This window comes from Flavobacterium sp. RSSA_27 (assembly GCF_051547125.1).
GTDB lineage: Bacteria > Bacteroidota > Bacteroidia > Flavobacteriales > Flavobacteriaceae > Flavobacterium.
Map to the genome: position 1 here is coordinate 97152 of NZ_JBPTTN010000009.1, position 12377 is coordinate 109528.

Annotated in this window: 9 protein-coding genes; 4 read left to right on the forward strand and 5 right to left on the reverse strand. The window is 38.0% G+C overall.

Going from position 1 to position 12377, the window contains the following annotated elements; translation table 11 throughout:
- Nucleotides 1-54: 54 nt before the first annotated feature.
- The gene (locus ACSVH5_RS12975) at nt 55-2073 is read right to left on the reverse strand and encodes a M13 family metallopeptidase (protein ID WP_438061837.1); all 2019 of its coding nucleotides are present in this window, start codon (nt 2071-2073) and stop codon (nt 55-57) included.
- A gap of 555 nt (nt 2074-2628) precedes the next feature.
- Between ACSVH5_RS12975 and ACSVH5_RS12980 the strand changes: the two genes are divergently transcribed.
- Nucleotides 2629-2967: a type II toxin-antitoxin system RelE/ParE family toxin gene (locus ACSVH5_RS12980; protein WP_315170498.1), complete on the forward strand. Its 339-nt coding sequence runs from the start codon at nt 2629-2631 to the stop codon at nt 2965-2967.
- Nucleotides 2968-2969: 2 nt separating this feature from the next.
- Nucleotides 2970-3269 (forward strand): helix-turn-helix domain-containing protein, encoded by a 300-nt coding sequence (locus ACSVH5_RS12985; RefSeq protein ID WP_438061838.1) that lies wholly within the window; start codon nt 2970-2972, stop codon nt 3267-3269.
- A gap of 346 nt (nt 3270-3615) precedes the next feature.
- On the opposite strand, the gene ACSVH5_RS12990 is transcribed toward ACSVH5_RS12985, so the two are convergent.
- Nucleotides 3616-5490: a M1 family metallopeptidase gene (locus ACSVH5_RS12990; protein ID WP_438061839.1), complete on the reverse strand. Its 1875-nt coding sequence runs from the start codon at nt 5488-5490 to the stop codon at nt 3616-3618.
- A 33-nt stretch (nt 5491-5523) separates the two neighbouring features.
- On the reverse strand, nt 5524-7128 hold the full coding sequence (locus ACSVH5_RS12995) for a S8 family peptidase (protein WP_438061840.1): 1605 nt from the start codon (nt 7126-7128) through the stop codon (nt 5524-5526).
- 167 nt (nt 7129-7295) lie between these two features.
- On the opposite strand from ACSVH5_RS12995, the gene ACSVH5_RS13000 reads away from it, so the two are divergent.
- A complete protein-coding gene (locus ACSVH5_RS13000) occupies nt 7296-8672 on the forward strand; it encodes an NCS2 family permease (RefSeq protein ID WP_438061841.1) in 1377 nt (458 codons plus the stop codon).
- Nucleotides 8673-8745: 73 nt separating this feature from the next.
- Here ACSVH5_RS13000 and ACSVH5_RS13005 read toward each other — a convergent pair whose 3' ends face one another.
- The gene (locus ACSVH5_RS13005; RefSeq protein WP_438061842.1) at nt 8746-9603 is read right to left on the reverse strand and encodes an MBL fold metallo-hydrolase; all 858 of its coding nucleotides are present in this window, start codon (nt 9601-9603) and stop codon (nt 8746-8748) included.
- A gap of 355 nt (nt 9604-9958) precedes the next feature.
- Nucleotides 9959-11059, reverse strand: coding sequence for a DNA-processing protein DprA (dprA, locus tag ACSVH5_RS13010; protein ID WP_438061843.1), 1101 nt, complete (start codon nt 11057-11059; stop codon nt 9959-9961).
- Between the two features lie 189 nt (nt 11060-11248).
- Between dprA and ACSVH5_RS13015 the strand changes: the two genes are divergently transcribed.
- Nucleotides 11249-12238: an SPOR domain-containing protein gene (locus tag ACSVH5_RS13015; protein ID WP_438061844.1), complete on the forward strand. Its 990-nt coding sequence runs from the start codon at nt 11249-11251 to the stop codon at nt 12236-12238.
- Nucleotides 12239-12377 lie beyond the last annotated feature (139 nt).

The following is a 12377-nucleotide window of genomic DNA, read 5'->3' on the forward strand; positions in this document are numbered from 1 at the left end:
ACCACAAAAAAAGCCCAACGTTTGTTGGGCTTTTTGCTTTTTTGATTCTTTCGATTACCAAATTTTAACACGCTTTTCTGGTGCTAAATACAAGGAATCTTTAGGTTGTACTTTAAACGCTTCGTAGAATTCGGGTATGTTGCGAACCACACCGTTTACTCTGAATTTAGCTGGTGAATGTGGATCCGTGGCGATTTGGTTACGTAAAGAAGCTTCACGAGATTTTTCCAACCACACTTGTCCCCAACCCAAAAATACGCGTTGCACCCCTGTAAAACCATCCATCACTGGAGCTTCCTTGCCGTTTAGCGACATTTTGTAAGCTTTTAAGGCAATGGTTAATCCACCCAAATCTCCAATATTTTCACCCAAAGTAAACGCTCCGTTGACATTCAAATCTGGAAAAACTTTGAAGGTATTGTATTGTGCTACTAAAGCATTGGTTTTGGCTTTGAATGCGGCCAAATCTGCTGGGGTCCACCAATTTTTCATTACGCCATCTCCGTCGAAAGTGCTTCCTTGATCGTCAAATCCGTGACCAATTTCGTGACCGATTACAGCCCCAATTCCACCATAATTTACTGCATCGTCTGCTTCTAAATTAAAGAAAGGTGCTTGCAAAATAGCTGCTGGAAATACAATCTCGTTCAGCGTTGGATTGTAGTAAGCGTTTACCGTTTGTGGTGTCATTCCCCACTCGGTTCTGTCTACAGGCTTGCCTAATTTGGCAATCATTCTGTTGTATTCAAAAGCTTTTGCGCGGGCACGGTTGCCGTACAAATCATTCTTCACTACTTTCATAGAAGAATAATCTTTCCATTGGTCTGGATAACCAATTTTGATCATAAATTTATCCACTTTGGCCAAGGCTTCTTTTTTGGTTTTAGCACTCATCCAATCCAAATTTTTAATGCTTTCGGCATAGGCTTTCAACAAGTTTTTCACCAATTGAGTCATACGCTCTTTGGCTTCAGGTGTAAAATGTTTTTTCACGTACACTTTCCCGATGATTTCACCCAAACCACCATTTACAGCATTCACAGCTCTTTTCCAATCCTCTTCTTGTTCTGGTGTGCCGTATAAAACTTTGTCATAAAACTCAAAATCCTCTTTATCCAAAGCTGTGGTCAAACTTGTAGCTGCTTTATTGATTAAGCCCCATTTCAGATAAGTTTTCCAAGTATCTAGTGGTGTGTTTTTGATCAAGCCGTTCAAGTTTTTAGTATAAGCCACCTGCGATAAAACAAGGCTTTTTTCTTTATCCATTCCCGCTTTTTTGAGCATCGCCGCCCAATCAAAATCTGGCATCACCGTTTTCAAGTCTTTGATGGCGTATTTGTTGTACAAAGCTGCGGTATTTCTTGTTTCTTCTTTGGTCATTTGGATCTTCGCGATAGCCGTTTCCAATGCCATAATTTTTGCTGCATTTTCTTTTGGATTGGCAATACCTCCTAATTGAAGTTTTTTCTCAATATGCGCCACATACTTATTACGAATATCTGCTGTTTTGGCATCGCTTTGAAGATAATATTCGCGTTCTGGTAAGCCCAAACCACCTTGCCAAGTCATCAAAGTGTATTGTTTGGGATTCTTAAAATCCTCGGTCACTACAATCGAAAACGGCACAGAAAGCCCCGTTCTATTGGCTTCGCCAAAATAAGCCGCCAAATCCGAATAGGTAGCAATCGCGTCTATGGCTTTTAATTCGGGTTGAAGTGGAGTAATTCCTTTGGCGTCTCGGTCTTTTCGGTTCAAAAATGAATTGTAGAAGTCACCGATTTTTTGCTCATCCGAACCTTCAGAAAAATTCCCTTTCGAAGCTTCTTCGATAATCGCTTTTACGTCTTTTTGAGCTTGTTCGTAAAGCATATAACCCGCACCATAACTGGATTTATCGGCAGGGATTTTGGTGTTTTTGACCCAAGTTCCGTTAACATAAGCCGCAAAATTGTCTCCCGGTTTCACTAAAGTATCCATATTTTTTTGGATTATTCCCGAAACCAGCTCTGGTTTTTTATCGCAAGAAGCCAAAATCAATGTGGCCGCCAAAAGCGATAGTTTGATGTTTTTCATAAAGTGCTTTTTTTGAGTAAGGCTAATCTAATGGCTATTTAATTATTGGTATTGGTATGTTTTCCTAACGATTTGTTACATTATTTTGAAAATGAAAGCTTTGAATTGATTATTGTAACAATAAGGAGCACACGAAAGGTCTTTACCATACGACTCCTCCCGTGATCCACTATATCTTTGCTGCCGAACCCCGTCAGCAAAGGATGCCGCTCCTCCCGGGGCTAGTAGAGACGTATTGTTTTCATAACACCTAGCCTTATAAACAACCCTGTCAAAGTTTTGAACTCTGACAGGGTTACAAAACGGTGTAGGTGTTTTAGTCTTTGCATTTAAACAGCTAGAAAATAAATAGTTAAATTATGATTTGTAGGAATAATTGAATATATTTGAGAAACCACAAAATTAAACCAACCTTCGCTAACCAGCTCAATTGTGGCCGTATAGGTTGAATATTTATCTTGCATCTATTCAAATTTGATGTTATGATACCACTCGAAACTCCAAAAACAACTCGGAAAATTTTATTATTGTTAACTTTTAAGATAACTTTGCCAAATGAGTAGAGAAATCATTTTCTATGAAAATCACTTTATTGAATTTTACCAACAACAAGATGAGAAGGTAAAAGAGAAAATAAAATATGTTCTTGAATTAATAAAACAAGTTGAAAAAGTTCCAGAAAAGTTTCTTAAACATTTAACTGGAACAAATGGACTTTATGAAATACGAATCGAATATCAGTCCAATATTTACAGGATATTTTGCTGTTTTGATAAAGGAAAGTTGGTTGTTCTTTTTAATGGATTCCAAAAAAAGACACAGAAAACACCAAAAAATGAATTGGAAAAAGCCTTGAGTATAATGAATGACTATTTTCAACAGAAAAACGAATAACTATGAAAGAGTATAAAAACATTCAAACTTTTGATCAACTTATTGAAGTTGAACACGGAAAAATTGGTACAGAAAGCAGAAACGCTTACGAAGAAAAATCTCAGATGTTTATCATTAGTGAAATGCTCAAAGAAGCCAGAAGAGAAGCCAAAATCACACAAGAAGAGCTTGCTGCAAAAACAGGCACCAAGAAAAGCTATATTTCAAGAATTGAAAACGGAAAAGGAAACATTCAGCTCTCCACACTAATCAGAATTTTCGAAATTGGGTTGAATAAACGAATTGGGTTCACTTTTTTATAAAAAAACTTTAAGACAAAGACAACGCGCTAGCGAATGAGAACAGCAATAGTATCAAAACGATTTTGCTGTTTTATTATGAAAACAAAAAGCTCTCGTCTAGACCCGATTGTAGTGGAAATCCTTATGGCCCGGGGTTCGGGGCATAAGATTATAACGGAAAGCGGGACAACTCGTGTGGTACGCAAAGAAGTGCTGCTCCTAAAAAAAACAAAAACCAATGAAACGAATGGGCTCGAATTCAAAGTCAAATGCTAGTTCCCTTAGCTACCCTGTCAGCGTTTAAAACTCTGACAGGGTTAAAAAAAAAGTCTAGCTTTCACTAGACTTTTAAGGTATTTCGAAAAAATTATTTCACTTCCAAAATGTTGTTGGCGGGTTTTACATCGGCTAGTAAACCACTAGGGTCGATGGTGATTTTTTTGATGGCTGATTTGGGTTTGCCAATCGTCAACTCATAAGTGGGATACGCCCAAGCCCAATCTTTGGCCACCGTTCTTTTGATGGCTGGCGTTGGATTTTCTTTTTCAAAACTCATCATTCGCAACGGAATATAGAAGCTTTCGGTAGTGCCATCAGTGTATTCTACATACAAATCGATAGGCATAGGCATACGCCCGATACGTTCTAAAGTCACCACGGTTTTGTCGGCTGCTTCTTTGGCGTCTTTTACGGCGTAATCAATCGTGTTGGTGGTTTGGGTCCAATCGGTCAAATACCAGTCCAAATTAGCGCCAGAAATGCGTTCTGCGCTTCTTTTGATGTCATTTGGCGTTGGATGTTTGAATTGAAAGTCTTGATAGTACTTTTTCAAGGTTTTCAATAGGTTGTCTTTCCCAATCAAATAACTCAATTGCGTTAAGAAAACTTCGCCTTTGCTGTAAGAGGTGATGCTGTACCAACGGTTTTTGTCAAATCTATCGGCGTGCGTGCTTTGTGGCTGCTCTTCGCCAGAATTGGCCATAGCAAGGTAACCTTTGTAAGCATTGATAAAAGGATTTTCAACGGGTTTCTCGGAAATGGCATTCAGACCAAAATCTTCTAAAAACGAGGTAAAACCTTCGTCCATCCATCCGTGTTTGGATTCGTTGGACGCCAAAACGTGTTGGAACCAAGAGTGCGCCATTTCGTGAGCGGTAACTCCCAATAAACCTTCGAAAGTTCCTTCGCCTAAAATCAAAGTACACATGGCGTACTCCATTCCGCCATCGCCACCCTGAATTACAGAATATTGCTTGTAAGGATAGTTGCCAACGGTTTCATTATAGATTTCCATAAGCTTTGCGGTTTTGGGTTGCAAGGCTTTCCAATTGGCAATAATCTTTGGATTGTTTTTGTATAAAAAGTGTAAATCTACGTTGTTCGGTCCTTTTATCACATCGTGCAAATAGTCTTTGTCTGCAGCCCAAGTGAAATCGTGCACGTCTGGAGCATAAAAATGCCAAGTCAGCGTTTTCGATTTTTTGTTGACTGGCACCGTAACGCCAGCATCTTGGTAGCCATAACCAATGTTGTTTTTGTTTTGCAAGTAACCCGATCCGCCCAAAACGTAGGCTTTGTCAATCGTAATTTTCACATCAAAATTACCCCAAACACCGTGAAATTCACGAGCGATATAAGGATCTGCGTGCCAACCTTCAAAATCGAATTCGGCCATTTTTGGGTACCATTGCGTCATCGATAATTCAACACCTTCTTTGTTATTGCGCCCAGAACGACGAATTTGAACGGGAACTTGTCCTTCAAAATCAAGTGTGAAAATGGTTTTTGCGCCTGGTAATAAAGGCTTAGCCAAAGTAACTTCGAGTATCGTTCCAACTTCTTTCGCCGAAGCCGCTACTCCATCTTGTTTAAAATTAGCAATATGCAAAAACCCAATTTCGTTGGGTTTCAAATCTTTGATGCGGCTTTGTTTGGTTTCTACTCCATTTACCGTGGCTTTGTGCACCATACGTGCATCAGGATCTTTGATACTTTGGATTCTCGCATCCATTTCGCTTCCTGGTGAAAAAGCATTGGGATACAAATGATAGAAAACTCTAGTCAAGGTCTCAGGCGAATTATTGGTATACACCAATTCTTGTTTCCCTTTGTATTGATAGGTTTTCACATCCATCGACACATCCATTTTGTAATCGACGTGTTGTTGCCAATAGCTAGTGTTTTGAGCCGAAAGCCATCCAAAAGCGGATAATAAAAAGGAGACTAAAACTATTTTTTTCATTCGAATAACTTTATGATTAGTATGTTCAAGGTTTTATCCTTGGATTTTCAATTTTGCTTTTGGGTTTTTACTCAATTGCTCTGCCATTTTAAAAGCATTATAAGCATTGACCATCGAAGCCGATTTGCCTACTTCAGCAGCGTTTTTCAATTCCTTCTTTTCGCCAACAACTACTTTTGATGGTAATGGTGTTCCAGAACTCATCAAGATTTGTTTTACTTGCTTGGCGGATAATTTTGGAAAATAAGAACGAATCATTGCCGCTACACCCGCTACATTTGGAGAAGCCATTGAGGTTCCTTGCAAATATTTGAATTTGTTATTCGGGATGGTTGCATAGATTTCTTCACCTGGAGCAAAAACATCTACATTGAAAGCGCCATAATTAGAAAAACCAGCAATTACTCCTTCGCCATAGTTATAGTTTAAAGCACCTACTGTGATTACATTCGAAGCAAATTCTATTTTGTTATCGTCTGAATCGTTCGGGAAATTAGCATTTTCGGCTAAATCTATATTAAGTCCATCATTGCCCGCTGCGTGTACAAAAAGCACATCCTTTTTCTCAGCGTATTTGATAGCGTCATACACCCATTGCTTGTGTGGTGAAAAACTTTTTCCAAAACTTCCGTTGATGACTTTAGCGCCATTGTCTACCGCATAACGAATAGCCAAAGCAATATCTTTATCATATTCATCTCCGTCTGGAACGGCACGAATGGTCATAATTTCAACATTGTTAGCAATTCCATCTCCGCCTAAATTGTTGTTTCGTGTTTGTGCAACAATCCCCGCAACGTGAGTTCCGTGTAAGGCCTCTTCTTTGTCTGGACCAAAAACAATATTGTTTCCGTATTTGGTGTTTTTGATGTCGTCTGGATTGTCTCCAACCGCTTTACGTCCGTCCAACTCCAAATTCAAATTGTAGTTCAATTGATCGTACACGTACTTTCGGTATTCTTCGATTTCTTCAAAATAATTGCTTCCGGCGTTTGTTAAGATTTGCGACATTACCGCTTTGGCATTCATTAAATCAGCGGCAACGGTTTCGATGGCTTTTACTTCTTCTAAAGAGTATTGTTTTTTTTGCAAATGCTTTTGCACTTCCAAATCATTTTTTAAAATAAAATCAACTTGTTGCTTGCCTTGCATTGCCTCTGCATATTTTTTGTCATAGGCTGCTTTGGCTTGCTTGTAAGTAGCTGAACCATCATCGCCTTTTTTGACAATACGCGTCATTTCTAAAGTTTCGTGCAAATCGTTGCCCAAGAAATTCCAACCGTGCACATCGTCGATAAACCCATTCTTATCATCGTCAATACCGTTACCTGCAATTTCATTTTTGTTGGTCCAAAGCACTGATTTTAAGTCTTCGTGCTCAATATCCACTCCAGAATCGATGATTCCCACAATGACTTTTTTTCCTTTTTTATCTTTGATTAACTCCGCATACATTTTGTCGACGCTCATCCCAGGAATGCTGTCCTTCGCCAAATCTAAATGCGACCAACGTTGCAATTGTTGCTCAGTTAATTTTCCTTTTTTAGCCGTAAAGGTTTTAGCTGTTTGGGCATTAGCCGATAAACAAAAGGCTAAAGCTAGTGCCAAAGCCCATTGGGTATATTTTATTTTTTTCATGAATACTTTGATTATTTATTAGGCCCTAAAATTAATAGAAGCATTTAATAAAACACGCTTTAATTAACTGTTTTTTGTGATTCTTAAAAAAAGTCCCTACTAATTTTATAAAAACGATATAACAAAACAAGTATCCATTTGAAAACAAGGGTTAATTTTAAGTAAAAATGGAATACAAGCAAGTTGAAAATTGTAGTTTTGTAAAACCGTATTCAATTATTTACACTATGATTATGAATAAATTAGATCACTTTTTTAAACTTAAAGAAAGAAATACTTCCGTACAACAAGAATTTATGGGGGGCCTGGTTACTTTTTTGGCTATGGCTTATATCATATTTGTGAATCCAAATATTCTTGCTTTAACGGGTATGCCTAAAGAAGCATTAATAACAGTAACCTGCATTGCCGCTATTTTCGGTACATTGTTAGTTGGTTTATGGGCCAATGTTCCCTTTGCTATGGCACCAGGCATGGGTTTGAATGCGATGTTTGCTTTTACTTTGGTTTTGGGGCAAGGCATGGCATGGCAAGACGCTTTAGGAGTAGTGTTCTTATCTGGTGTGTTTTTTACCATTATTTCGCTTTTTGGTATACGGCACAAAATAGTTGATGCCATTCCAGCATCTTTACAAATTGCTATTGGATGCGGAGTTGGTTTTTTTATAGCTTTTATCGGATTAAAGCAAATTGGTTTGGTGGTTTCACATCCCGAAACATTAGTTACTATTGGTTCTTTTTCACCGGCTTTACTCATCGGATTGGCCACCTTATTATTGACCGTTATTCTTGAAATATACCACATAAAAGGATCTATTTTAATTGGAATTATTTTTGGATCGGTTTTGGGCTTTTGGTTTGATCCTGCTATGGGAGAATTGCCGACTTCAATTGTAGCCTTGCCACCTTCAATAGAACCTATTTTTGGACAATTAAACATAATTAATGTATTGAAGTTCAGTTTTGCATCAGCCATTTTTTCGTTTCTTTTTGTGAGTTTGTTTGATTCCATTGGAACGGCAATTGCTTGCTCCTATGAAGCCAATTTGGTCAACAAAAATGGAAAAATGCCACATCTCAAAAAAGTACTCGAAGCCGATGGAATTGCCGCCATGGCCAGTGGAATTTTAGGAACCAGTAATACTGTGACTTTCATAGAATCGGCTGCAGGAATTGCCAATGGTGCCAAAACCGGATTAACCGCTGTATTTGTGGCGCTTTTTTTTGCATTAGCCTTGTTTTTTTCTCCTATTATTGCTTTAGTACCAGTATACGCCACTGCCCCTGCCTTGATCTTAGTTGGGATTTTTATGGCCAAACATTTATCTAAAATTGATTTTTCAGACTTACATATCGCAGTTCCGGCTTTTCTAACCATCATTTTAATGCCATTAACGTACAGCATCAGTAATGGAATCGCATATGGCTTTTCAAGTTACGTAATAATAGCCTTACTTACGAACAAAACCAAAGAAATATCGCCATTTATGTGGGGTGTTGGGATTTTTTCAGTGGTGAGTTTGTGCATTGAGCAAATGGGTTAAAATCATTTCAATTGAAATTTAAAAAGGCTATTTCAAAATTGAAATAGCCTTTTTTTTGTATCCAAATAATCGTTTACAACACTTCTTCACATTTAAAAATTTCTTTTAATCGAACGCCCTTTTCGGTGTGCTGCACCGTGATGATTTCGTTATGGGCATCGTGTTCTAAGAACAAAAAGTGGTTATGATCGGCAGCGGCGGTGAGTACTTTGTTTTTTTCGGGCATCGTGAGCAATGGGCGAGTGTCGTAGCCCATCACATAAGGCAAAGGAATATGACCAGCAGTTGCTAACAAATCGGCACAAAAAACGATGGTTTTTCCGTTGTATGAAATGTGGGGCAGCATTTGTTTTTCGGTGTGGCCGTCGGCGTAGAAAATGTCAAAACCCATTTCGGATGCTGCACCAAAATCACCTTCGGGACGCTGGATAAAATTCAATTGCCCACTTTCTTGCATGGGCAAAATGTTTTCAGACAGAAAGGACGCTTTTTCGCGCGCATTGGGTTGTGTGGCCCATTGCCAATGGTTTTCGTTGGTCCAAAATTTGGCGTTCTTGAAAGCGGGTTCATAGCCTGTTCTGTCTTTATTCCACTGAATGCTTCCTCCGCAATGGTCGAAATGTAAATGGGTCATAAAAACATCAGTTATATCGTCGCGATGAAAACCGTGCTTTGCCAAGGAAGCGTCCATAGAATGACTACCCCAAAGCGAATAGTATCCAAAAAACTTGTCGGATTGTTTGTTGCCCATTCCTGTATCAATCAAAATCAAGCGATTGCCGTCTTCGATTAACAAACAACGCGCAGCAATGTCTATCAAATTATTTGCATCGGCGGGATTGGTTTTGTTCCAAATGGTTTTGGGCACCACGCCAAACATGGCACCTCCGTCGAGCTTAAAATTTCCGGTTTCTATAGCATATAACTTCATATTTGATTTTTATTTCAAAAGTATGATTTATTGTGAAGAAAAATGAAAATTATAAGTTAAGATCGGGATTTGCGTGAAGTCAATGTCATTAAGTTAAGGGTTAAATGATAAAATGATTGCTGATTTTTGATTAACGATTTTTGATTGCTGATGTTTAAGATGCTGAAAATCATTTAATTTTTACTCACTTGCTCCAAAATCTAAAATCAAGAATCGTTAATCTTCAATCTAAAATCTCTTAACTTAATGACATTGGGATGGCAGTGGAGCTCTCCCGATTTTTCATCGGGAAGCGGGAACGTACAGCCCGACCCGAAGTTTTTACGTCGGGGCACGCCCAAATAAAAAATCATAACTAAATTGCCTCAAATAATTTCCCTGGTAAAGGACGAATGACGCCTTTGAGTTCCATATTCAAGAGTAAACTCGAAAGTTTGAAGGTAGGCAATTGACAATCTATGGCAATGCTATCGAGCATTTCTTTACCGGATTGCAAAAGATAATCGTAGATTTTTTGCTCTTCGGGCTCTAAAGAAACAAACAATTGTTTTTGAACCGATTTGGTTTCAATTTTCAAGTCCCAATTAAGGTGGTACACTAAATCAGCTGCGCTGGTGAGGAGTTGGGCTTTTTGGGTTTTGATTAAGGTGTTGCATCCTTGACTGTATTTATCAGAAACACGACCCGGTACGGCAAAAACATCACGGTTATAATCGTTGGCCATAGTGGCGGTGATCAACGAACCCCCTTTTTCTGCCGATTCTATGACTATGGTGGCCTCACTCATTCCAGCAACAATGCGATTACGGCGCACGAAATTCTCTTTATCAGGATTGGAACTGCTCCAAAACTCGGTCAAAAAACCACCATTTTGCTCCATTTTGGCCATGTATTTTTTATGGGTTTTGGGATAGATTTGATTCAAGCCATGCGCCAAAACACCAATGGTTTGTAAGCCAAAATCCATAGCCACTTGATGGGCTACAATATCTACTCCATAAGCAAAACCACTTACAATTAGAGGGTTAAGAGGCGCTAAATCTTCAATGAATTTCTTGCAAAACTCTGTTCCGTTGGAAGTGATTTGTCGTGTTCCTACTATGCTAATGATTTTCTGCTGATTTACATTGAGGTTACCTGCAGAAAACAACAACAACGGACTATCAAAGCAATGTTTCAACCGTTCTGGATAGTTCTCCTCTTGAAAATAGGCCACCGAGATCCCGTTATTTTGAATAAAATTGAGTTCGCTTTCCGCTTTTTGATAAATGCTTCGGTTTTTCATATTCTTGAGCAAAATGGCTCCTATCCCGTCAATCGCTGCCAATTGATGGGATTTGGCTTTGAGAACCGACTCGGCATCGCCAAAATGATGGATTAATTTTTTGGCGAGAATATCGCCTACTCCTTCTATGCTTTGAAGGGCTAAAAGTGACAATAATGAGGTTTCGGTCATGCGTATAGTTTTGATTTTGGCATATAAATATTAAAAAAACTTGTCCTTTTATGGGATGTTGAAATTTTACTTTTTGAAATGTGTATCTATAAGTAATTGAAAGTGAAAAGTATAAAATTTTATCGAATTTGTTAATAAAAATTGTGAATAAAATTTTGATAACTATTTTGGATGGCTAACTTTGTTAACATGAAAATCGAACAATACATCTCTCAGCTTTTATACCGTTACCAATGTGTAGCCGTACCAGGGTTTGGTGCTTTTTTAACCGAAACTCAATCCGCACAATTGCAAGAAAGTACCACTTCTTTTTTTCCACCCAAAAAAATGATTTCGTTTAATGCGAATTTAAAAAACAATGATGGTTTATTAGCAAATCATATTGCCCTTGCGGAAAAAACTTCTTATGATTATGCCGTAAGTGCCATTCAATTTGAAGTTTTTAATTGGAAGAAAAGATTGGAAACACAGGGTGTACTTTCCTTTAAAAACATTGGTACGTTTCGATTAAATGCCGATGCTAACTTGGTGTTCACTGCTGAAGACAGCAACAATTACTTGACTAGTTCTTTTGGACTAAGTCCGTTTGTTTCTCCTAAGGTTAAAAGAGAACTCTTCGAAAAAGCAGTGGAGGCGAAAACTTTGGTAGTAGAACCCGTTATTCAACATTCCCTTACTTTAGCTTCAGAAGAAGAAGAGGAAGCAACTAGAAGTCATCGCTATCCATTTTTACGTTATGCAGCCATTTTTGTATTAGGTTTAGGGATTACCTCTAGTGTAGGGTATAGTATTTATCAAAAACAAATTGAAAACGAGACCCTTTTAGTGGAAACTTCGGTTCAGAAAAAAGTGCAAAACAAAATTCAAGAAGCTACTTTTTTTATTGAGAGTCCTATACCAACAGTAACACTTGCTGTAAACACCGCTACCAAAAAAGAAGTAAGTTCGCTTAAATATCATATTATGGCAGGTGCTTACAGAAGTGAAGAAAACGCCAATAAAGAGCTTAGAACTTTAAAAAAACTTGGTTACGAAGCCAAAAGAATCCCTGAAAACAAAAGCGGACTATTCCCCGTAATTTATGGAAGTTTCGCTACTTTTGCTGAAGCACAAAAAGCACAAAAACAAATTATAGAAGAACACAATCCTGATGCTTGGATTTTGATTCAAAGTTTATAAAATCAAAAAAACCTATTCCACAAACGAATAGGTTTTTTTTTCAATCAACGATCTACTAATGGTATTTATAATCGAAGTTTCTTCATTATATCCATAAAAATCTCAGAGAGTACTTAGAATTTATACTCTTGTAAAACTA